A 22,683-nucleotide genomic window follows, 5' to 3' on the forward strand; every position below is an offset into this window, starting at 1 on the left:
GCCCGCTAGCTACGACGTCCTTTGGGCGTCGGCCTAAGTTTGTCCCCCTCGTCTCCTCTCCCTGGCAGGCTGGACGTGCCGCGAAGCAGCGGTGTCCTGAGGGGGATTGATGATCGAGGTTGACCATCTGACGAAGTACTTCGGTGATCGGCTGGCATTGGACGATGTGTCTTTCCGGGTCGAGTCGGGGAAGGTCACCGGTTTTCTCGGGCCCAATGGCGCGGGTAAGACGACAACGATGCGTTTGATCCTCGGACTAGATCGGCCCACCAGCGGCATGGCCTTGATCGATGGGCGCGCGCTTCAGGATTATACGGATCCACTGTGTCAGGTAGGTGCGCTGCTGGATGCGAAGTTCGCGCACCCGCGACGGACCGCATTCAATCACTTGGTCACGGTGGCGACCACGCATGGGATCCCTACGTCGCGTGTGCGCGAGGTGCTCTCGCAGGCGGGGCTGGAAGCGGTTGCTGCTGAGCGGGTCGGGAAGTTCTCGCTGGGCATGACTCAGCGGCTAGGTATCGCGACCGCGCTGCTGGGCTCGCCTCGTGCATTGATTCTGGACGAGCCGATCAACGGCCTGGACGTCGACGGTGTGCGCTGGTTCCGCGGCCTATGCCGCGATCTTGCCGATTCTGGTGTGGCAGTGTTCCTCTCATCGCATCTGATGTCCGAGGTGGAGTTGGTCGCCGACCGAGTGATCGTGCTTGGCCGTGGCAGGGTGCTCCAGGATGCACCGCTGGGACACTTCCGCAGGGGGACGTCGACGTTTGAGGTGATCACCGAGCAGGCCGTCGAATTCGTCGGGGCGCTGAGCGAGCGCGGTGCCGCGGTGACGATTATCGACGAGCGTACGTGCACGGTCACAGGCCTTTCGGCAAAGGAGATCGGAGTGCTCGCCCTGAAAACAGGCACCGTGTTGGAAGGGCTGGAGGAAACATCCCGCTCCCTGGAGGACAGTTACCGGGAGTTGACCGACGACCACGTCGAGTACCGGGCCGGCGAGAGTTCCGCCGCCTCAGGATCATGACGGTGACGACACCGGGCCGACGCTCGTACCGACTGACACTGCCGCACGTCGCCCATGCGTCGCTGCGCGGCTTCCTCGGCGGCGCGACGGCGATCTGGGGGGTCATCACGGTCCTTTTCCTTGCCGCCCTCATCGGTATCGTCACCAGTCTCATCGGATTCCCTGCCCGCGATCCGGACGGCAGTACCCAGAGCCCCGGCCCCGCCGGCATGTTCGATGTACTGAACCTCGCGATGTCGTTCGCTGCGATCGGCGCGCAGTTGCTAGCGATCGTGGTCGGCTCCGATACGATCGCCGGTCAGTTCGCGCGCGGCACCATCCGCGCATCTCTGACCGTCGTCCCCAAACGCGGCATGCTGTTCGCCGCGCATGCCTTGACGGCGTGCGGAGCTGTGCTGGCAGTGGGCGCAGGAACCGGTTTGGTCTCGGGCGGTGCGCTGCTCGGCTGTGCAAAACTGCTGGGACGCCCGGTGCCCAGTCAGATCATGACCGCCTGGCTGACCGGCACGGGTGGGCTGGCACTGGGGGCTGCTGTGCTCGTCCTGCTCACACTCGCGCTGGGGGCACTGACTCGTCAGCGCCTGGTCGCGGTCCTGGTGCCGATCGCCGTCCTCTACGTAGTGCCCATCATGATGGCGCCGCTGGCCGGAACCGGTGCCGGCCTCTGGGCTTCCCGGCTCTTACCCGGCACGGCCATGACCGCCCTGTTCAGCACCCGCCTCGAAGACGGGACGGTCACCGTCGGCACGACGGACCTGCCGTACTGGGGCGCGCTACTCGTACTCGCCGCGTGGTGCGCTGCGATCGTGCCCATCGCCATCTTCTCATTTGTGCGACGTGGCGTCACCCCCACGTCCAGCCGCTCCCCGCGACCCCGCTCACCGATGCAGACGGCGTTCGTGGCGGCATCGACCACGCCGGCTACATCGACGTACCAGCCCGCACCATATCGCGTCACCGTGGCGCGGCTGCTCGCCTCTGAATGGCGCAAGGGGTGGAGCTTGCCATCGATTCGGTGGATTGTCGTCATCGCCGTTCTTATTCTGATCGGCAACGGTGCGATCCGCGCTGCCTCAGGTGAACTCACGTACCGGGGGTCCACTCCGGCTCAGGCGCTAGCCAACGAGTTCTCCTACGCGATCACCGATGGTGTCGCCGGCGTCGCGCTGCTGCTCGGTGCTATCGCAGCGATCCTGATCGCCGGCGAGTTCCACACCGGGACCGCCGCCACCACTTATATCTCGGCGCCCCGGCGGTGGCAGGTCGTCCTGGCCAAACTCATTAACACCGTGCTCTTGGGCATGAGCATCGCTCTTCCTGGCATGATCCTCGCTGCCGTACTCTACGCTGTCATCTACGCGGGCCGCGGCTACCCGCCCACCGCGCATATGCTCTCCGCGGGGGCCCTCACCATCGTCAAGGCCCTTGTGTTCCTGCTGCTAATCGCGGTCATGAGCGCAGGAATCGCAGGTCTCGCCCGACGCACCGTATCCACGATCCTCACCGTCGCCGTGCTGCTGGTCATCGGTCCCGCACTACTGAACGCCACCGGCGGACTCGCCAAGTCCATCAACAGCCCCCTCGCACCCATCGGCAACCTCGCCCGCTTCCTGCCCCTGGAAGGCGCCAAATTTTACTACCCGAGCCTCGAGATGCCGTTCATCGACTTCGACGATTCCGGCATAATGCACGTCTCCGCCGAATTCGGCATCGTGGTCGCTGCCCTGTGGGCACTCATTGCGGCCGTCACCTGGTTCATCACAGACACCAGGCGCGCCATTACGACCCACTGAGGCGCCGCCTGTGCCGGCAGCTGGTGCTAGCGCGGATCATGAAACCAACCGGCAAGCTCCACACGGCCCGGATATTGGAAGAAAGCGACCTGAGCCGGTGCGGTATCTGATGATGAAGCGAAGGCTCCGATGTTCGCGGCCGGCTCCTAATGTTGTGGCGATCACTCGGGCGATGCCGCCAGAAGCACCGTTCACGACCACGATCTCCCGCGTCATCGACGATCCGCCTGCGACTGCTGCCGGGGCCAGTCGCCCCGAAAACACGGTACGGGTGAGCACGAGCTGTTCCACGCTGCCTCGGAGACTGCCGTCCTTCGCGATCCTGACGGCGAGCATCCGGCGGGGCTCACTCTCTGTGTATGGTTCGAAAACCAACTCCAATGCTGACAGGCGCGAACTGGGCTTACGATGTGTCACGGTCTCCTCCATGGCAGAGATGACGTGCATCGCGGTGACGTGATCCGACGGATGGTCCGTGTTCAGCGAATCCTGTTATCCAGACGTTCTGCTGATGAACCTTGTGGACCTCGTCAGGACGGACGAGGCCTTCTGCAGTCACTGTCGACTGGATCATTCGCGCCCTAGAACATCTCCGATTGCACTCCCGGGACCCACTAAGAACACTGCCTCTCCCCTGCCTGGGGAGAGACGTCGCACGTTGTCCGAAAGCAGCTAGTGCTGAAGGAGCGCCTCAACAGTCGGGATGACCCTCTTCAGGCGGACCGGGAATGACTTCCACGAATCCGCAAGACCCGATAGAACCTGCGCCCCGACGAACAGGTAGTTGATCGTCTCAGACACCCGCTCGACGTCCACATCCGCGCGGATCGATCCGTCCGCGATGCCTTGGCGGACCAGGGAGGACACGATCCGTACCCATTCGAAGTACGGCTCGCTCACATTGTTCGAGAGCTCCGGGCTCGGCTCACCCGCCAAGCGAATCCCGCCCTGTACCACCGGGTCCTTGGAGATCAACTTCGCGAGCCGGGTCAGCAACAGCAGCAGTTGTTCTAGACCAGCGCGCGGAGCCTTCGCACTCCCCCGCACGCCGGCAAGCACTGCAGTCATTCGCTCCTGCTGAGCGGCGATGACTGCCCCCGCAATCTCCGCCTTCGTCCCGAAGTGAAAATAGATCGATCCCTCGCTGATCCCAGAGTCCCCGGCGATATCGCGAAGACGAGCTTCCCCATACGACAGCCGGGCGAACACCGTGGCCGCGCCCTCAATTAATGCGTCCCTGGTCTCCACAGACCGCTTCTGCGCCAACGTCGGCATCTTACGATCTACCATCGCACCCCCATGGAGCGGTCGAAAAGACCACATACTTCATCACGGAATCGTCAAAGCATACCAAGTCGCGCACATTTCTTGATGGCAATGAAGGTCCGTACCCACCGTCGGGTTCTCCTCGCTGACCTGCTGGACTATCGGGAAGCGCCGGTGTGAGCGTCAGGACGGCATACTCGCCGCTATGCGCGATTTCGTCGACGAGGACGACGTCGACCAGACCCTTGAAGGGCTGAGAGCGGTGCGGAAGGCGATCGCGGCGACGCGGTCCCCTCGACCCTGAGCTCGCACGTCGTGGACGGTGGCGACCCTGTGGTGGACAAGCACTGATTGCGGCGGGGATGTCGAGGCGTTCGACGTTTTGCTCGATCGAGGCATGGGCATCTTCGCCGCGCATGCCGTCGGGGCAAGCCCGCGTGACTCTCCTGAGTGGGCGCCCGCCGTCGGAGCCGTGTGGCTGCCCGAAATCTCGGGGCGTTCACCGATTTCTTCCTTCGGGGCAGACATCGTCGCGACGGCGGCAGCGCAGCGGCACCGCAGCCCGGTCACCTGACGGAGGCAGCACCGCAACCCGCGGACAGCGGTGGATCGGCTGGGTCACGATGCGCGCTTGTTCGAGAGTGACGGGCACAACGCCCTCGTCACCCATCTCGCTCCCTGGACTGCGGGACTGGATGCGGTGCTCACGGATGCCGCGGCCGCCTGATCGCACGGGACCGGCATGATCGCGTGGGGCGGGCCTTCTCACCTCAGGTCGACGTCACGCGGCCGCGCGCCGGCAGCGCGAGGGCCGCGCCGACCAGGGCGATCACCAGACCGAGGCCGGCAGCCCACCAGGCTGCGGCATCCGGAATCTGCAGCGGAGCCGTGGCGTCGGCCATACGACCAAGGCCCCAGGGAAGCGACTCGAGCTGTCCCGTCCATGCGATCAGCATGCGGCCTGTGCCCACCAGTGCGATCACGAATGCGGGAACGGCCAGGCCCGCCCCGACGGCGGCCAGCACGCCTCCGGTCGCGCGCCGCGCGCCGATTTGCGCAGCCAGAGCCCAGCCCGCGGCCACGAAAACCCAGACGAACAACGCAATGGCCACCGTGACGAACACGATGCGCCATGGCACGCTCTCCCACAGGCCCGGCGACGAACCGCCCGGTCCCGACAGCGACAGTCCGATCAGCGTGACGATACAGCGCAGCACGACCACGCCACCCACGGCGGCGATCACCGGCCACGGCGAGTGCTTCCAGACGACCAACCGCACCACCAAGGCGAACACCCCCCACGCACCGATCACGACGCTCAGGTGCACCCAGCCGAAGAAAGAGGTCTGCACGGCACGGGTGGCCACCAGAAGAGCGACGGGAACGATCAGCAGCAGCCAGCGGTCGAGTGCCAGCATGCCCAGCGTCGACTCTCGCGCGCGCCACGGCCGGGTGCTGGCCAGCCACGCCGCACGTGCCGCGGCAGCACCGGGGCGCCGCACCAATCGCGTACGCGCCGCCAGCATGCCGATCACGACCCAGGCGACCGCCAACACGAGCAGCACGCGCGCCAGCCACGCCATTTCAAGGTCGCGTGACGCCAGCGGGGCACCCGGCTGCACCTCGGCCGACGCGTTCGCCTCGGGCGCCACGAGATCGGCGAGCGCATGCACCGAAGCGATCACGGTGGCCAGATGAGAATCGCCGGCCGGGTTCAGACCCGTGCCGGCGATGGTGGTGCGCGTGGAACCGAGCCACGCGATGGTGTCGCGGTCGTCTGCGACGATGTGGCGCATGGCCATTCCGTCGGCGCCGGCCGCCACAGGACGAGAGGACGAGCCCACCGACGCGAGCGCGCAGACACCGAGGCCGAACGACAGAAGAGCGATGGCGACGACGAGCGCAAGGATGCCCCGTCGTTCGACCGTCGTCATGGATTGATTTTAGCGACGCGCCGACGGCGTTCCTGACCACCGCCTGCGCGGCGCCCGCGGGCCACCCGGCATATCCTGAGAACAGACGAAGGAGCCGCTCATGAGCGCACGCGCCGCAGCACTTGCCGCCGCACTCGCCCTGCTGGCTCTGACCGGATGCTCGGGAGGTTCCGTGACTGCACCCTCTGACGAGGCATCCACCCCGCAACGTCCGCCGTTCACGACACTGTCGCCCTCGCCGACGACGCCGCCGGGGACCCCGACGTCGGTTCCGGATGCCCGATGGGCGGCCATCGTGCAGGATCTGACCGATCGCGGGGTCGCCGCCGCACCGACGCTTGTCTCAGCCGAAGCTGTGACGTGGCGCAATGGCGCACTGGGGTGCCCGCAGCCGGGCGCGATGTACACGCAGGCGCTCGTGAACGGAATGCGCGTGGTGGTCGAAGCCGGTGGCGCCCAGTACGACTATCGTTTCGGCACGACCGACACCCCGGTGCTGTGCACAGGGACGGGCACGCCCGCTGGGTGACGCCCCGGGCTGACGCCCCGGGCGCGGACGTTCTCGGCACGGGATGCCGCAGGCAAAACCCGTGAAGGGGCGGCCCGCTGTCTGCGGACCGCCCCTTCACGTGCTGTGCTTACTTGACCGGAACCAGCAGCGCCTCATCGGCGCCGGCCTGGTTGTCGGGCACGACGATCATCGTGCCCAGCGGCTTCTGCTTCGCGTAGGCGGCGCGGTCGAGGGTCACCTCGAACGACGAGCGCTTGCCGTTCTTGGCGATCACGCCGTATTGGCCGTTCGAGATCGCCGGAGCCGACGGGTCGTAGACCGCGGCACCCGAGAACTCATCGCCGATCGCCGAGTCGACCACCGAGCCCGACTGCACCGTGTAGCTGAACGCCCCGTCGACACCGAGCACGCTCGCGTACATCGGCAGCAGGATCGTGCTGCTGTCGGTGGGCGCCTGTGCCAGGAAGTACGGGCCGGTCGTAGCACCCGTCTTGATGTCGTTCACGAACACCGCCGAGCGCCCGTCGGCCTCACCGAGCGTGACCAGGCCGTTGTCGACGGCGAACACGATCTTGTCGGCCGTGCCGTCTCGGTCGGTGTCGATGAGCACATCGAACTCGTCGCTGGCCGCGTTCGACCACCGCTTGTACGTGCTGACGGCGAACACCATCAGCGTGTCGCCGTCACCGGTGTCGAACGACTGCACGCCGGCGGCCCGCAGATCAACTCCCGGGTCGGCGACCCTCTTGCCCAGGTCGGCCTTGTCAGACAGGCCCCAGGTGTAGAAGTCGGCCGAGGCGTCGAGCGCACCCAGCCGGTTCAGCAAGGTGATGGTCGATGTGCCGCCCTTCTTCGCGATGTTCTTGCCGAACACGTGGCTGCTCGTCAGCTGCACGTTGGCGTCGGCGCGCGGCACCAGCAGGTATGGCACGCGCACCGTCGACGACGAGCTCGAGAACACCACATCGCCCGAGATCTCGTAGAACGAGAACTCATCGGCCAGCGACGAACCGATGTCACTCGCGCGTGCCGACAGCGTCACGCGCACCTTCGCCGAGTGGCCCGCACGCACCGTGACCTTCGACGGCCACACCGACACCTGCGCCTTCGCCGAGGCGGCCGTGGCCGACGTCTTCGCGGTGTAGGTGACGGTCTTCTTGCCGTGGTTGGTCAGCGTGAGGGTGCGCGTCTGCTGGAAGCTGCGCGACGAGTCATCGAACCCGAAGCTCAGCGTCGGCTGCGACGCACGCCCGCTGGTGGTGCGGAAGGTGTCGCCGGATGCCGTCACCTGTGCTTTCACGACGGCTGCGGCATCCACCAGTCCGACGCCGCCGACGGTGTTCTCCTGCCCGTCGACCTTCGACGGGTCGGCCGTGCTGCTCAGCAGCGAGGCGACATCGACAGCCGACCACTTCGGGTGCGACTGCACGGCGAGCGCCGCGACGCCGGTCACGTGTGGCGAGGCCATCGAGGTCCCCGACATCGCCGCCGCGCCGTTGCCCGAACCGACAGCGACCGAGACGATACTCACGCCCGGTGCCGCCACATCGGGCGCCACCGCACTGTCGCCCGAGCGAGGTCCGCTCGAGGTGAAGTCGGCGTACTGCCGGAACGTCGGGTTCGGCAGCGTGTCGGGGGTGATCGACAGGGTCTGTCCGTCCGCCGCCGCCAGTGCCGGGCCGTCGGCGCTTCCGACACCGAGGAACGGGATGGTGACGTCTTCGGGAATGCCGTTGGCGGGGTCAGCCGCCACCGGACCGAGATACGGCGGCAGATCGGCCACGTTGCTCACGACGATGGTGCTGGATGCCCCTGCCTGCTGGGCTCCGAGTGCCTTGAGTACGAGCGCACAGTCGCCGCGCTGCGAGACGGCGACCTGGTGCGCGCCGGCTGTGATGCCGGCCTTGACGTAGTCGTCCTTCGTGCAGCCCAGTGCCTCGTTCTCGGTGGTGGCCGGGTCATCCTGCAGCACGACCACGTTCTGCGAATCCAGCCCCGAGAGGTCGGCGTTGAGCATGTTGACCGCCTGCAGCGTCGTGCCACCGACGGCGATCTTCGCACCGGGAAGAGTCTCAGTGCTGTCGACCGCAGCGACCGACACAACGCCGTCGCCCACGCCCGGTGAGCCACTCATGTACGGGTTCTGGCCTTCGTTGCCGGCCGAGGTGACCACGACGACGCCCGCACCGACGGCGTTGCTCGCGGCGACGGCATCGGGGTCGTCGGCGCGCCCGAACGGTGAACCCAACGACATGTTGATGACGTCCATGCCGTGGTCGACCGCCCAGTCGATGGCCGGCACCACGACGCTCGTCGATCCCGCGCATCCGAAGACCCGGATCGCGTAAAGATCGGCCTGCGGAGCAACGCCCGGACCGACGGTCCACTTCTTCGATGCCGTCGACGAGTTGTAGGGACCGGTGTAGGTCGAGCCGTCGGCGAGCACACCCGAACCGGCGGCGGTGCCGGCGACGTGACTGCCGTGTCCCTGACAGTCGAGCGGGTTGGAGTCGGGCTGGGGCACCGATGCCGGGTCATTGGCGTTGTACGCGTCGCCGACGAGGTCGGTGCCACCCTTGACCCGCGGGGCGCGGGGCCCGAACAGCGCCGGGTCGGCGGGCTGCGTCTCGGCAGCGTGCGCCGCTGCATACGCCGCAGCCGTGCCCGGGCCGCCGAAGTCGGCATGCGTGTAGTCGATGCCGGTGTCGATGATGGCCACCTTGACGTGCTTGCCGGTGTATCCGGTGTTCTGCCACACATCGGGAACACCGAGGAACGGCACCGACACCGCATTGTCGATCGTGTAGGTCGGGGCAGGGTGCACGGCCTCGACGCCGGGCAGCGCTTCGAGGTCATCGACATGCCCTGCCGGGATGTTCACCTGGATGCCGTTGTACGCCGACTGCATCTGCGCTTCGACCTTGCCGCCCTTCGACCGGATGGTGCCGGTCACGGCATCCTGGGCCTTCTTGAGCTTGCTCTTGATCGATGAGCGCTCGTTCGTGGTCAGGTCGCGGCCCTTGTCTGCCTGCACGACGGCGACCGGGTCGCCGGTCATCTGCACGATGACGCTGACACGACGCGAGGGGTCGGCGCCCACCGGCGTGTAGTCGGTGGTGTGCGTGGGCGACGTCGAGGTGAATCGCGCTGCCGGATCGGAATCGGGATCAGTCGAGGCCATCGCGGCGGTAGCCGGGATCGTCAGCGCCAGCGCGCCGACCGTGGCCAGTATCCGTTTGTACACAGATCTGCCTTCTCTTCGAGGAGCGGTGCCGGTCTTCCCACTCCGTTGTGCGGAACTGAGAGACACCAGAGGGAACGCTAAGAGCAACCTGAACCGGCGTCAATGGGCGACACCGCAAATGAGAGCCGTCTCACGATGGGATGCCGCATCGTGGCCGTCGCACGTCATGCAAGGTCACCGCGGTTCACGGGAAGTCACGTTCGCTCGCACCGCCTGCGCTCGTGCGTAGCCTGGGCTCATCGCGGCGACCCGGGCGGTCCCGGACACCGGCTCATAACCGGTCGTGCAGCGGGTTCGACTCCCGCCGTCGCGTCGAGGTCGTCGCAGCAACTTCGGCCTTTCGAATCGTTTAGTGACTAAACTACCCACATGATCACGATCGCCTTGTTCGGCGCCACGGGCAAGACGGGCAAACGCGTGCTGCAGCGCGCGCTCGCCGCCGGCCACCGTGTGCGCGTCCTCGTTCGCGACCCCGCGAAGCTGTCAGTCACCTCGGACCAGCTCACAGTGATCCGCGGTGATGTCCTGGATCAGGCATCCGTCGACCATACTGTCGCCGGAGCTGACGCCGTTCTCGCGGTCTTCGGGCACGTCAAAGGCTCCCCCGCGACGCTGCAGGCAGACGGCACCCGACTGATCGTCGAGGCGATGAAGAGGCATGGCGTGCGCCGGATCGTGACGCTGTCCGGCGGCGGGCTGCGAGCCGAGGGCTTCGATCAGCCGAAGGCGGCGGACAAGGTCATCCGCTTCTTGCTGAAGACGCTGTCGGGTCACGTGCTCGCGGATGCGGAGAGACACCTCGCCGTGCTGGAGGAGACGACCCTCGACTGGACCGTGGTGCGCGGGCCTCGGCTCACCGAGTCCCCGGGAGACGGCGTGTACCGGGTCGGTTGGGTCGGCGTCGGGACAGGCACGCAGATCAGCCGCGACGATCTTGCCGACTTCATCCTCACGCAGGTCGACGACCTCTCGTTCGTGCGCCAACTTCCTTTCGTGAGCGACTGAGATGGGCGCACGACGCTACGACCGTGTCGCTGCTGTTGTCGAGCAGCTCGTGCGATGGACCCGCGTGCTCGCCGGCGCACGGGCCGAGGTCGGCTCGGCCCCCTTCGAAGGGACTGCCCTGACGTCGACGCAGCGCGAAGCACTGTTCCTCATCGCCCACGACCCGACCCCCACGACGCCGGGGGCGCTCGCTTCTGCACTGGCGGTCACGCCGGGCGCCGTGACACAGCTGGTCGACGGACTGCGCCGCGAACGCCTCGTCGAGCAGACTCCTCACCCCAGTGACGCAAGGTCGCGGGTGCTGACGCTCACACCCGACGCGACCGCACGCCTCGCCATGTTCGAACAGTCCTTCATTCGCGTGATCGCACCACGGTTCAACGGCCTCGACGACGACGAGCTCACCACCCTCACCCGATTGATGAGGAAGGCAGGATTCTGAGATGGGCGCAGTGTTCGTCACCGGTGCCACCGGAACCGTTGGTGCGGCGGTGGTCACGCACCTCGCCGCGCGCGGCACCGAAGTCATCGCTGCGGTGCGCGACAGCGACGCCGCACCGTCGCTACCCCCGGGCGTCGGACCACGCGCCTTCGCGTTCGGCGCCGACCCCGAGGCGATCGGCGCCTCGCTCGAAGGCGCAGATCGACTGTTCCTGATGCGGCCGCCGGCAATTGAGGACGTGCAGACGCACCTGTTCCCGGTGATCGACGCGGCGCTTGACCGCGGAATCCGTCAGATCGTGTTCCTGTCGCTGCAGGGAGTGCAGGCGAACCGGCGCACGCCTCACCACGCTGTCGAACAGTACCTGCGCGAGCGACACGCACCATTCACGTTCCTGCGGCCGAACTTCTTCATGCAGAACCTCTCAGCGACATACGGCGACGAAATCCGTCGCACCGGCCACATCGTCGTGCCAGCCGGTCGCTCCCGCACCGCGTTCATCGATGCGCGCGACATCGGCCGTGTTGCGGCGACCGTCTTCACCGAACCCGGACACATCGGTAAGGCGTACACGCTGTCGGGCGAGCAGTCGCTCAGCTACCGCAATGTGGCCGCGATCATGAGCGATGTTCTGGGCCGCGAGATCGTGTACGCGCGGCCGAGTGAACGAGAGTACCTCGACAAGCTCGTGGCCGAAGGATGGCCGCGGGACTACATCGACGTGCAGAAGATGATCTACCGCGTCGTCCGGTTGAACGTCTCCGCGTTTCCCAATCGCTCGATCCGGCGGCTGACCGGCGACCCGGCAACGACCTTCCGGCAGTTCGTCGAGGACTACCGCCACGTATGGAACCAGCCGACGTCCAGCGGCCGGTGAGCCACGAACTCGAACGCCGACACGCGCGATCGACGGCATCGCCCGCCGGATGAGCTCGCGCTCGCGCTCGCGGGGCGACGCTGGCAGGAATCGACACCACAATATGAGACGCACCCCGAAGAGCCACGATCCCAGCGTTTACAAGGCATGACACCGTCATCGTCATTTACTTAGTTTCAATATACGTTGGGAGTATACTTAAACTCAATAAGTTGTCGAGGGAACGCGAATGCGCACTGATGTTGACCTGATCCGCGCGATCGAGCGGGCTCCGATGCGCACCGCACGCTACGCCGAGCTGCGCGAGTTGGGAAGCAACATCTGGCGCACACTCAACGCACTCGCCGAGCAGGGTGCGGTCACCCGGCTGGGCCAGGGCGTTTACACGGTGCCCCCCGGCGGGCAGGACGGCCGGACATGGAATCCGACGCTCGAGGCGGCCGGTCTCGCCGTCGCGACAGCACGGTTCGGGAACCGCAACGCGGTGCTCATGGGCATCGGCGCAGCACGATACTGGGCGGCGATTCCACGCGCGATCGGTGTCACCACGGTCGCGGTGCCGGAAGCAGGGCGGGCGCCGGTCGAGCTCGATCGGGGCGGCACGCTGCACCTCGTCCCACGGGAGTTGACAAAGCTGAACGCGACCCTCGAAGAGACCGAGCTCGGCGAGGGCCTGGTGACCACCCCAGCGCAGACCATGTACGACCTGCTGATGAAGCCAAAGCAGGGCCGCATGCCTGACGAGGCGATCGCCGCCGCGCGATCACTTCGGGGCCAGGTCGACGCCAAGGAATTCGAATACGTCGTCGGCCTATGGGGGCGAGCCAACGACGCGGTCCGGCGAACGCTGCGCGAACTCGAGCGGGATCGTCTGTCCGTTGGGTGAGCGCGCGCTTGTGCCGGGCATCCTGGACGACGACGAGCGCGACGCCGTCATCGCGCGGTTCGGCGTTCCAGCGGGGCAGGTCGTCCGAGACCACGTAATTTCGCACGCGCTGGCTGCGATCGCGACGCTCAGCACCGACAGCGTCGTGTTCTTCGGAGGCACGGCCCTCTCTCGAACGCTCCTTCCCGATCTCAGGCTGTCCGAGGACATCGACCTCATTGCCCTCGGAGACCGGGGCAAGATCGGCGCCTCGATCCAGAAGGCGATCGAGCGGCAGTTCCTGCGCAGCTTCGGTCAGCCGACGTTCACTCCGCCCTTGGGCGATAGTCGGCACCCCAACCCCTCGGTGCTCGCGGTGAGACGCGCGCGCGTTCGGGTCCAGCTGCTCTCAGCAGAGGGCTATCCCGCGTGGCCTACGGAAGTCACCGACATCGAGCAGCGCTACAGCGATGCGCCGCCGGCGAGAATGCGCGTGCTAACCCCGGCGGCGTTCGTCGCGGCAAAGCTGGCCGCGTGGACCGACAGGCACGCATCACGCGACCTATACGACCTCTGGGCGCTTGCCGAGTCCGGCCGCATCGACGTTGAAGCGGCGCGGCTCTACGCCCGCCACGGGCAGTACACGAGCGTTGCGAAGGTTTCGTTCGCCGAGGTGCCCACAGGCGCGGCATGGGTGAACGACCTGGGGCATCAGGGAATCATCACGGTAAGCCCGGAAGAAGCAGCACGCGTCGTTCGCGACGCCGTTGCAGCGCTGTGAGATCCGTTCGATCGACATCCAGTACATCGTCGGCGATCCCGTCGACCACCTCACTCGCGACCAGCTCGCAGAGGCTGACCTGGCGATCGCTCCCTAACCGCGGCACGCAAGACAGCGTGCCGCGGTCCGCCTGATCACGTCACGCGATACGCGACGTAGCGCACGCGATTCGCCTCGCGAATGTAGGAGGCGAGATACAGCGACCTCTCGAACTCGGGATGCGCCGCCGACTCCAGCGTCACAACCGCGCGAAAGTAGTAGTCGCCCGGGTCGACGTCATCCCCCCGCAGCAGCGCCTCGAGCACCTCGGGGTCACCACTGCGCACGCCGACCGCGTGCAGGAACAGGAATGACCCATCGGCGCCGCGGGCGCTGTAGCGCCCGTCGATCTCGATCGAGCCGTCGGCGCGCACGACCTGCCAGTCAGCACCGCCTTGCAGGATCTCGCCCTCGAACATCCCGGTGATGGTGCCGCCCGTCACCGGGATGATCCGCCGATGGCCGGCACGCGTCATCCCATGGTCTTCGAGCGGGCCGAGGTCGGCGACCACCTCGAATGCGGGCTCGAGGGTGGGCACGGGTGGGTTCATCATTATTCCTCCGGTTTCCGATCCCACACCGGCAACACGATGCGCGACGCGTCGGGCCCGTGCGCGATCTGCTGATGGGCGACGAGAGTGGATGCCGCCTCGAAGGCGGCCTCGCCGGTGCCGGGATTTCGCGCGTAGCGCGGGTGTACTCCCGAGCTGACCTGCACACCCACCCGGTGACCGGGAGCGAACCGGTGGAACGTCGGCCACAGAGACACATCGACGAGCCGGAACCCGTCGGCATCGGGCTCGGGATCGCTCTCGACGGTGCCGATCGAGCCGACACGGCGGATGCCGTCGCACACGGTCATCGAGCGGCCATCGGGGTGCACATCGGTGAGACGCACGAACACGTCGAAGCTCGGCGCCGAGGAGCGGATGCGGATCTGCGCGACCGGCTCACCGGCGACATCCAGCGGCGCTGTCAGCACCTCGGAACGGAACACGGCGACGTCGGTGCGCTTCTCGTGCGCGGCGTTGTCGAGCGGCGCGGTCTTCGGCAGCAGGCTCGGCCCGCCCACCGCGGGTGTCGGATGGTCGGGATCGTAGGTGTACGGCGTGATGCCCGGCGCTGCGGCATCCGTCGACAATCCACCGGGAGAGTGCAGCTGCCACTCCTGAGCGGCCGCCCCTGTCGGCGGCCAGACCGCCAGATCGTGCCACTGCTCGGCCCCGGTCTGAAAGGCGCGCACCGGCGCGACGCGCTCTGAGGGCGCACCGGTGAAGGTCTCTTTCAAGAACGCCACGGTGTCGTTGTGCGCCGGGGCAGCCTTGCCCGGCGAGGTGTGTCCCCACGGCCCCACCGTCAGCCGCGGCGGGTTGCCGGCCTCGACCAGGGCGGCATAGTTGCGCAGCTGCCACGGCAGAAAGATGTCGTACCACCCGGTGACCATCAGGATCGGGATGCGCACATCGGGCACCGAGGCGGTGTGCGACTGCGCCGTCCAATACTCGTCGGTGAGCCTCTCGTGCCGCACCCAGTCCTGATACCAGTGGATGGGATGCCCCGTCACTGCCGAATCGCCCGCGCTCAGCGGCAGCACGTCGAACGCCTTCTCGAGCTTCGGGTCGGGCAGCATCATGCCCAGAATCGCCAAGCCGCCCTTGGCCATACGGTCCATCATCCGGCTCCAGCCCAGGGCGTTGCGCAGCGACAGGGCGCCGTTGTCCCAGCTGATGGCGCCGAAGTCGGGCATGGTGATCTGCAGCACCGCGGCCTCGGGAGCGTTCTCTGGGTCTTCGCGCAGCATCCTGCCCAGCACGGCCCACTGCGTGTAGCCCATATAGCTTTCCCCGAACGTGGCCAGGTGCCCGGTGAACCACGGCTGCTGTCGCACCCACCGCATCGTCGCGATCCCGTCGCGCTGCTCATCGATCTGCGGGGTGAACACCCCCTGTGACCCCCACGTGCCGCGGCTGCTCTGGAACAGCACGGTCAATCCCTCGTAGGCCAGGGCTCGGGCGGCACCGCCCAGCAGCCCGCGCCGCCCGTAGGGACCGCGCACCACGATGGTCGGCAGTGATCCGTCGGCCCCGACCGGGCGATACAGATCGCTGAGCAGGTCGACGCCGTCGTCCATGCGTGTGCGCAGGTCGCGGTCGACGGCGACGTCGTACGGGCCGAGCGTCACACCTCGGCGCGAGCGGGCGTCGAGAGTTCGGGTGATGCGCTGTCGCAGCGTGGTCATTCCGCCTCCTTGCGGGTATTCGGCGTTGCGCCGCCGTGGCATGACGATAACAGCGCGGGGTATCGAACGGCTCCGAAAAGGGCACCGATTGCCGCATCGGCCGGGCGGTGTGGGAACATGCTCGTGATGGACGATGTCGACCTCGAAGAACTGCGGATGCTACGCGCCCGCGCGTACGGACCGTCGGCCGACATCCGCACCGATCCTGCCGCGCAGCGCCGGCTGAACCAGCTGGAAGCGGCAGCGCGCTCGGCCCCGCCGGCGGTCGTCTCCGCCACGCCGCTCGGCGGCGCGGCATCCGGCCGTCCCGGTCCCCCACCGCCGCTGCCGCCCGGTCTCAGCACTCCCACACCCGCGCGCGGCACGACCACGCCCGCGCGCCTCGCCGAACCCACCGTGACGGTCGCCGGCGGCGCGGCGGCGGCATCCTCGGGCCCGTCAGCACGACAGCGCCGAACAGCACCGGCCGCCGGACCAGCCCCGCGACGCTGGTTTCTCTCGCGCGGCTTCGCATGGCTCTGGCTCGCCTCGCTCGTGGCCGTCGGCGCCGTCGCGGCGGGCGTCGCCTTCGCTGCGTTCTGGGTCGCGCCCGTCATGCGGCATGTGGACGCGCAACAGATCGCCACGCTCTCGCCCGATCCGGACTTCCCGTGGATCGATGCGCTGCAATCGGCGGCCGGCGACGACAGCGTCGGGTTCACGTTCCACGGCCTCTCTCTCGTCCAGGCCGACACCAACCTTTTCGGGCTGGGATCGGCGGGGTCGCCGTGCCTCGTCGCTTATCCCACCGCAAGTGCGACCGACGACTCGATCTCGGGTCCGTTCTTCTCGGGCTGCGCGGCCGGTGCTTTTCCCGCCACCGTGCAGCTGACCGCCGACACCACAATGCCCGCGGAGCTTCTCGACGCCGTCGGCGAAGGCACCGCCCTGCAGTTCGTGCTCGACGGCGACCGCGTGGGCGTCTTCTCCGACGCGAAGTAGTCGCCCGCGAAGCCGCGCGCCGCACCGTTGCGCTCAGCGCGGGCGCACGGTGAGCGACTGACTGACCGTGCCGAGCGGGCCGGCGTCGTCGTGCAGGATCGTGTGCGTGAGCCCCAGCCCACTCGGGCCGAAACTGACGGTCGTGTCGGCGGCGAACCACTCGCCGACCGGCTCGCGCAGCAGATGCGCGGTCAGATCGACGTTGGGAAAGTGGACCGCGTCAGGAGAAGCGCGCACGGTGAGCCCGTTGACGATGTCGACCACGCCGATCAGCCGCGCAGTCGGGCTGACCGTTTCACCCTCGAGCAGCGGCACGAGCGGTCGCATCCATGCCCAGGCACGCCCCGGCTCGACCTGGTGGCGCAGCGTCTCGACGGTGTTCACGAAGCGTCCGGGCCACACCTCGGAGGTATCCCACCGCTCGAGGTCGTCACGCCCGGGCGGCGGCGGAAGGCGGGAGCCGGCCAGCGCGGCGGTGTCGGCGGTGCTCAAGAACCAGGCGCGGCCGATGACGGCGGGGCGACCGCCATGGCTGAGCACGGCCTCGACGAGTTCGATGGTGCGACCGGGGCGCACCACGCGCGTCGTCAGCTCGACGACATCGATGGGCATCACGCCCAGAATGTCGAAGGCCACGCGGGACAGCTGCAGCGGGGTGTCCGTGCGCCTCGCATGGGCACGCTCAAGGGCGTGCACCATGAGTCCGAGCGCCGGGGCGACATGCTGCTCCTCGTCGTTCCACGCGCCCTGCACGTGCACCGTGGCCCGAAAGCTCGTCTCGTCGAGTCGTTCGAAGTACGCCGCCATCAGCGATAGTCGCGATCGCGATGCTGACCGGCCTCATCCCCTGCCGCGATGCGTTCGGCCTCGCGGGCGCGCAGCTCGACACGGCGGATCTTGCCCGAGATCGTCTTGGGCAGCTCGGGCACGAACTCGATGATCCGCACCCACAGGTGGGCCGACAGTCGCTCGTGCGCGTGCGCGAAGATCGACCGGGCCGCGTCGTCGGGCGCGGCAAGCGCTGCCTCGGTCACGCACACATACGCCTTAGGCACCGCCAGGCGCACCGGGTCGGGGCTGGGCACCACGGCGGCCTCGATGACGTACTCGTGCTCGAGCAGTACCGATTCGAGCTCGAAGGGCGAGATCTTGTAGTCCGAGGCCTTGAACACGTCGTCGGCGCGGCCGACATAGGTGAGGTAGCCGTCGTCATCGCGCGACGCGATGTCACCGGTGTGGTGGTATCCCCCGGATCGCGAGAATGCCGTGGCCGCGGCATCCTCGTAGTACCCCTTCATCAGCCCGAGCGGATTCTGCGCGAGATCCAGGCAGACCTCGCCCTCGGTCTCACTGAGTTCGCCGGTGGCCGGATCGACCAGCACGACCGGATAGCCCGGCGTCGGCCGCCCCATCGAGCCGTCCTTCACCGACTGCCCCGGCGAGTTTCCGACGCAGCAGGTCATCTCGGTCTGGCCGTAGCCATCGCGGATCGTCGACCCCCAGGCGGTGCGCACGCGGCTTATCACTTCGGGGTTGAGCGGCTCGCCCGCCCCCACCAGCTCGCGCGGCGGATGCGCGAGCTGGGTGAGGTCGGCCTGGATCAGCATCCGCCAGACCGTCGGCGGTGCGCAGAAAGTGCTGACGCGGTGCGTGTCCATGACGCGCATGAGTACGCCCGCGTCGAACCGGTCGTAGGTGAACACGAACACCGTGGCCTCGGCCAGGAACGGCGCGTAGAAGCTGCTCCACGCGTGCTTGGCCCAGCCGGGCGACGAAATGTTCAGGTGCACATCGCCCGGGCGCAGACCGAGCCACCACATCGTGGACAGATGGCCGATCGGGTAAGAGATCTGCGTGTGCTCGACGAGCTTGGGCCGATTGGTGGTGCCCGAGGTGAAATACAGCAGGCTCGTGTCGTCGGCCGGGGTCGCGGCATCCGGTTCGAACGACTCGTCGGCGTGGGCCGACGCGTCGAACGCACGCCAGCCGGTGGGGGTGTTCTCGCCGACCCCGACGCGCAGGATGTTCTGGTCGATGTCGGCCAGGCGGTCGGCGAGCGCTGTGAGCGAAACTATGGCGTCGACCTCGCCCTTCTCGACCCGGTAGGCGAGGTCGGATGCCGACAGCAGCGTCGAGGTCGGGATCGACACCGCGCCCACCTTGGCGATGCCGAGCATCACCTCCCACAGCTCGATCGTGTTGTTCAGCATGACGATCACGTGCGCACCCCGGCCGACGCCCAGCGAGACCAGCCAGTTCGCGACCTGGTCAGAGCGCCGGGCCAGCTCGCCATAGGTCCACGACTGCGCGCTGAGATCGGCTTCGACGATGGTCACCGCGGCCTGGTCGGGCCGCTCGCCCGCGATCACGTCGAACCACTCCAACGCGAAGTTGAACTCCGCGGGCCGCGGCGGTTCGAAACCCTCGACGGCGCCCCGATAGTCGGTGGCGTGCGCGAACAGAAAATCGCGTGCCGCGCGAACAGCGGTGGTGGCTTCTGTGGCTTCGCGGCCGGTGTACGTCATCTCTCGTGCTCCGTTGCGTCGGGGACATGAACGCAACGGAGCCTACTCCGCGGCGGTGTCCGCGTGAGCCAAGGCCTGCGCCACGGCCGCCTGCACGCGGGCGTCTTCGCGCGCCCGTCGTGTGCGCCGCCGCCACCGCACCATCCGTGGCGCGAGCACGATCGCCGCCACCACCAGCACGAGGACGACCAGCAGCACCCACGGCACGGCCCATCCGGTCGCACTGCCGGTGACGGGTGAGAGCGCGCTCGTCGTGCCCGAAGCATCCGTGACGATCGGGGTGACCGTCGCCGTACCGGTGAGAAGGACCAGCGGGGCGACCCCGGTGACACGCACGTGCTGCGTCCAGGTCTCTCCGGGCAGCAGCGCCGGCAGAACGTCGATCTCGCCGGCTGATTTCGCAATCCAGCCGAACGGCCCAGCGACCGATGCCGCGTCCTTCGCCGACAGCACGGTGTTCCCGGTGTTGTGCAGGGTGTAGCTGACGTCGGCATCTCCCCCGATGAAGGGGTTCAGGCCGCCGTCCCACGCGACCTGCACATCTTCCACAGCAAGCGCCGGAGCCAGGTCGCCGCCCACGCGCAGGTTCATGCGGATGCCGAGCCGCCGGTCGACGTTCACTCCAAATGCGTCGTCAGGCTGGGTCAGCGATGTGACGATTCCGCCCGCATAGTCACCCGGCGTGGCGTTCTTCGGAACGGTCAGGGTGAATCCCACGGTGACCGTCGTGCCCGCCTTCACCGTGATGTGGTCGACGTTGGCCTGCACCCAGTCACCGAGGCCCACCGACTGCTCACCGGCGGCGAGCACGTCGAACTGTCCGCCATCGGTGGTGAAGCCGTCGGCCACGTACACGCTGAGATCAAGGGGCGTGCTGCCTCGGTTGGCGACGACGAGTCCGTCGTCGATGGTGCCGCCCGGGTTCAGTGTGTAGGTGAAGTCGGTGCGCTCCGCGCCGAGCTGGTTCGACGCCGTGCGCACAGACCACGTCACGTCGTCGTCGGCTGCCTGCGCGGCCGGCGGAGCGAGAAGCGACGCCACGGTCAGAAGCGACGTCGATACGACGGCAACGCCCAGGACAGAGAAAAGTGAACGGATGCGGATCGGCATGGCTTCCTCAATAAGAGTGGTGGGACCGCCGCAGGGAGGGAACTCTCCTCCCCGCGGCGGTCAGGAGACGACGGTCAGCCCGCGAGGCCGGTGAGCGTCAGGGTGGCGCGATAGCTGCCCTTGTCGATCTGATTCGGCAGCTTCAGGTGGAGATCGGCTCCGATCGTGGCGGTACCGCGTTCGTGCCCCTTTTTCGCCGCACCGAGAGTGCGCGAGACGGAGAGGCCGTCACCGCGGTCGTACCCTGAGACCACCGCCGTGCCCGGTGCCGCACCGGCACCGGCCGTGACGATCTTCGGCGACCACCCGAGGTATTTGCCCGAGAACGATGTGCCGTTGTCCTCGAAGTCGCTGATCGTTGCGGCGACCGACCAGGGCGCGAGCGATTTGCGCGTGTCCGAGACGGTGATCGGGTTGATCTGACCGGTCGCCTCGAAGTACTGGTTGTCGTGTTCGGTGGCCGTGCCGAGGTCAACCAGACCGTTGTGACCGTCAATCGTCCAGCCGAATTCACCGGGTGCGGCATCCGGCACGTCGACCTGGATCTGCTGCCCGTCGCCGTGGTTCGGGTGAATGGCCACCTCGTCGACGAGCGAGCCGACCGGATTTGATGCGAAAGCCTGACTGCGGATGTCTTGAACGACCAGCTGGTCCTTCGTGACCTGCACCTTGACGTACGAGCGTGTCTTCTCCTGGCTCTGTACGGAGTTGTACCAATAGTCGCTCGGCTTGAGCGGGTCGGCGCCGTTTCCGGCACCGCTGGTTCCACTGCCGTCGGGTGCGGTGATGTCGTAGTACTTTGACCCCGATGCCGAGTTCGCCGTCAGGTAGATGACCCCGCCCGGTCCGACGAAGAGGTCCTCCTGCCCCGGTTGCTCGTCGGTGTTCGCCTTGACGCCGTTCTTGATCTCGTAGCTACGTGTGTAGACGTGGTCGTGCCCCTGCAGCACCAGGTCGACGCCCAGCTTCGAGAACGTGGCCGGAAAGTCCACGCGACGCACCTTGTTGTCGGCGTCCTTGGCATGCGAGGCCGCCGAATAGATCGAGTGATGGTAGACGAGCACGGTGTACTTCGCGTCGGCGCCGTGCGTCTTGACGACGTCGGTGACGTAGTCGACGTGCGCGTCGTCCCCACCACTGGCACCCGAGGTCGTGTAACTGTTGCTGTTCAGGTCGATGAACAGCACGTCCTTGTAGATGAACCAGTAGTCGCCGCCCGAGGTGTTCGAGCCCGGGTCACCGTTGGCGTAGTACGCCGCACTGCGATCGGTGTTCGGCGTGTACAGGTGCTGCTCATAGGCCTTGCCACCAACGTCGTGGTTGCCGATCGTCGCCACCCACGGATACTGGCGCAGCTTGTCCGAGGCCAGGAAGGCATCCCACTGCGACTCGGTATTGGCCGATTCGACCTGGTCACCTCCCGAGACCAGCAGCTCAGCGTTCGGGTTCGCACCCAGTGCGACATCCAGCGTGTCAGCCCATCCCTGGCCATCCTTCGCCACATCGCCGGACGCACCGATCTGCGGGTCGCCGAAGAACAGGAAGTCGAAGTCGCCTTCGAACGACTGCGTGGCGAAGCTGTGCACCGGCGACCAGTCACCAGCAGAGCCGACCCGGTAGGAGTACGCCGTGTTCTCGGCGAGGTTGGTGATGGTGGCGTGGCGGTTGTACCCGCCGCTGGAGGCGATGTTCGCCGTGCCGGTCGCCGTGAAGCTGGCCGCCGATGCCGGAAAGTCGCCGTCGACGAGCGCGCTGGTGGGGGCGACCTGCACCACCTGGTCGACATCTTCTGACGAGTACCAAGTGACGATGCGCTGCGACTCGTCGGCCCCGACACCCAGAATCAGGCCGGTGAGGCTCGCGGCGGTGTCGGCAGCCATGGCCGGCACAGCGACGACGCCGCTGAACGCCAACGACGCGCTCAGCGCCGCGGCAGAGATCCACCCGGCGGCGCGCAGACGCGGCCGGGTCGATGCAGAGAGCGAGAACATGCAGTTTCCGTTTCTATCGGAGGGACGGGATGCCGCGGCGCAATCGCCGG

General features: G+C 67.3%; 18 protein-coding genes and 1 tRNA gene. 10 read left to right on the forward strand and 9 right to left on the reverse strand.

Translation table 11 applies throughout. The annotated features are described in order from the left end of the window. The first annotated feature begins 109 nt into the window (after positions 1 to 109). Positions 110 to 1,030, forward strand: a complete 921-nt coding sequence (locus ET475_RS02460; protein ID WP_129385696.1) for an ATP-binding cassette domain-containing protein — start codon at positions 110 to 112, stop codon at positions 1,028 to 1,030. After that, positions 1,027 to 2,823 carry an ABC transporter permease gene (locus tag ET475_RS02465; protein WP_165310697.1) on the forward strand — a complete coding sequence of 599 codons (1,797 nt, stop codon included), beginning with the start codon at positions 1,027 to 1,029 and terminating at the stop codon, positions 2,821 to 2,823. The genes ET475_RS02460 and ET475_RS02465 overlap by 4 nt, the downstream gene beginning before the upstream one ends. 672 nt (positions 2,824 to 3,495) lie before the next feature. Here the strand turns inward: ET475_RS02465 and ET475_RS02470 are convergent. Both ET475_RS02470 and ET475_RS17940 read right to left on the reverse strand, forming a co-directional pair. Continuing rightward, positions 3,496 to 4,113 carry a TetR/AcrR family transcriptional regulator gene (locus tag ET475_RS02470; RefSeq protein WP_165310699.1) on the reverse strand — a complete coding sequence of 206 codons (618 nt, stop codon included), beginning with the start codon at positions 4,111 to 4,113 and terminating at the stop codon, positions 3,496 to 3,498. Between the two features lie 746 nt (positions 4,114 to 4,859). After that, positions 4,860 to 6,023 (reverse strand): hypothetical protein, encoded by a 1,164-nt coding sequence (locus ET475_RS17940; RefSeq protein WP_207205393.1) that lies wholly within the window; start codon positions 6,021 to 6,023, stop codon positions 4,860 to 4,862. A gap of 100 nt (positions 6,024 to 6,123) precedes the next feature. Here ET475_RS17940 and ET475_RS02480 point away from each other — a divergent pair, with 100 nt between their 5' ends. Further along, the gene (locus ET475_RS02480; protein WP_129385702.1) at positions 6,124 to 6,552 is read left to right on the forward strand and encodes a hypothetical protein; all 429 of its coding nucleotides are present in this window, start codon (positions 6,124 to 6,126) and stop codon (positions 6,550 to 6,552) included. Between the two features lie 109 nt (positions 6,553 to 6,661). Here the strand turns inward: ET475_RS02480 and ET475_RS02485 are convergent, their stop codons facing one another. Then, complete coding sequence (locus ET475_RS02485) at positions 6,662 to 9,778, reverse strand: S8 family peptidase (RefSeq protein WP_242497737.1); 3,117 nt, start codon at positions 9,776 to 9,778, stop codon at positions 6,662 to 6,664. A 240-nt stretch (positions 9,779 to 10,018) separates the two neighbouring features. Here ET475_RS02485 and ET475_RS17750 point away from each other — a divergent pair. The 6 genes from ET475_RS17750 (at position 10,019) to ET475_RS02510 (ending at position 13,748) form a co-directional block, all read left to right on the forward strand. Then, positions 10,019 to 10,091: transfer RNA gene (locus ET475_RS17750), tRNA-Met, on the forward strand. A 56-nt stretch (positions 10,092 to 10,147) separates the two neighbouring features. Then, the gene (locus ET475_RS02490; RefSeq protein ID WP_129385704.1) at positions 10,148 to 10,783 is read left to right on the forward strand and encodes an NAD(P)-dependent oxidoreductase; all 636 of its coding nucleotides are present in this window, start codon (positions 10,148 to 10,150) and stop codon (positions 10,781 to 10,783) included. A gap of 1 nt (position 10,784) precedes the next feature. Beyond that, positions 10,785 to 11,225, forward strand: coding sequence for a MarR family winged helix-turn-helix transcriptional regulator (locus tag ET475_RS02495; RefSeq protein ID WP_129385706.1), 441 nt, complete (start codon positions 10,785 to 10,787; stop codon positions 11,223 to 11,225). A 1-nt stretch (position 11,226) separates the two neighbouring features. After that, the gene (locus ET475_RS02500; RefSeq protein ID WP_129385708.1) at positions 11,227 to 12,102 is read left to right on the forward strand and encodes an SDR family oxidoreductase; all 876 of its coding nucleotides are present in this window, start codon (positions 11,227 to 11,229) and stop codon (positions 12,100 to 12,102) included. 229 nt (positions 12,103 to 12,331) lie between these two features. Further along, a complete protein-coding gene (locus tag ET475_RS02505; protein WP_129385710.1) occupies positions 12,332 to 12,988 on the forward strand; it encodes a hypothetical protein in 657 nt (218 codons plus the stop codon). After that, the gene (locus tag ET475_RS02510) at positions 12,981 to 13,748 is read left to right on the forward strand and encodes a nucleotidyl transferase AbiEii/AbiGii toxin family protein (RefSeq protein ID WP_242497738.1); all 768 of its coding nucleotides are present in this window, start codon (positions 12,981 to 12,983) and stop codon (positions 13,746 to 13,748) included. Before ET475_RS02505 ends, ET475_RS02510 begins: the two co-directional genes overlap by 8 nt. Before the next feature lie 134 nt (positions 13,749 to 13,882). Here the strand turns inward: ET475_RS02510 and ET475_RS02515 are convergent, their stop codons facing one another. Next, entirely contained in the window at positions 13,883 to 14,341 is a 459-nt protein-coding gene (locus ET475_RS02515) for a DUF3237 family protein (RefSeq protein WP_207205394.1), read from the reverse strand. Further along, the gene (locus tag ET475_RS02520; protein WP_165310701.1) at positions 14,341 to 16,026 is read right to left on the reverse strand and encodes a CocE/NonD family hydrolase; all 1,686 of its coding nucleotides are present in this window, start codon (positions 16,024 to 16,026) and stop codon (positions 14,341 to 14,343) included. Before ET475_RS02520 ends, ET475_RS02515 begins: the two co-directional genes overlap by 1 nt. 126 nt (positions 16,027 to 16,152) lie before the next feature. Between ET475_RS02520 and ET475_RS02525 the strand changes: the two genes are divergently transcribed. Next, a complete protein-coding gene (locus ET475_RS02525; RefSeq protein WP_129385716.1) occupies positions 16,153 to 17,007 on the forward strand; it encodes a hypothetical protein in 855 nt (284 codons plus the stop codon). 33 nt (positions 17,008 to 17,040) lie between these two features. Here the strand turns inward: ET475_RS02525 and ET475_RS02530 are convergent, their stop codons facing one another. The 4 genes from ET475_RS02530 to ET475_RS02545 all read right to left on the reverse strand — a co-directional run bounded on the left by ET475_RS02530 (position 17,041) and on the right by ET475_RS02545 (position 22,633). Further along, the gene (locus ET475_RS02530) at positions 17,041 to 17,814 is read right to left on the reverse strand and encodes a thioesterase family protein (protein WP_129385718.1); all 774 of its coding nucleotides are present in this window, start codon (positions 17,812 to 17,814) and stop codon (positions 17,041 to 17,043) included. Then, on the reverse strand, positions 17,814 to 19,532 hold the full coding sequence (locus ET475_RS02535; RefSeq protein WP_129385720.1) for an AMP-binding protein: 1,719 nt from the start codon (positions 19,530 to 19,532) through the stop codon (positions 17,814 to 17,816). Before ET475_RS02535 ends, ET475_RS02530 begins: the two co-directional genes overlap by 1 nt. A 42-nt stretch (positions 19,533 to 19,574) precedes the next feature. Next, positions 19,575 to 20,642 carry a WxL protein peptidoglycan domain-containing protein gene (locus tag ET475_RS02540; protein WP_129385722.1) on the reverse strand — a complete coding sequence of 356 codons (1,068 nt, stop codon included), beginning with the start codon at positions 20,640 to 20,642 and terminating at the stop codon, positions 19,575 to 19,577. Between the two features lie 74 nt (positions 20,643 to 20,716). Continuing rightward, positions 20,717 to 22,633, reverse strand: a complete 1,917-nt coding sequence (locus tag ET475_RS02545) for a purple acid phosphatase family protein (RefSeq protein WP_129385724.1) — start codon at positions 22,631 to 22,633, stop codon at positions 20,717 to 20,719. Positions 22,634 to 22,683 lie beyond the last annotated feature (50 nt).

This window comes from Microbacterium protaetiae, assembly GCF_004135285.1.
GTDB classification, from domain to species: domain Bacteria; phylum Actinomycetota; class Actinomycetes; order Actinomycetales; family Microbacteriaceae; genus Microbacterium; species Microbacterium protaetiae.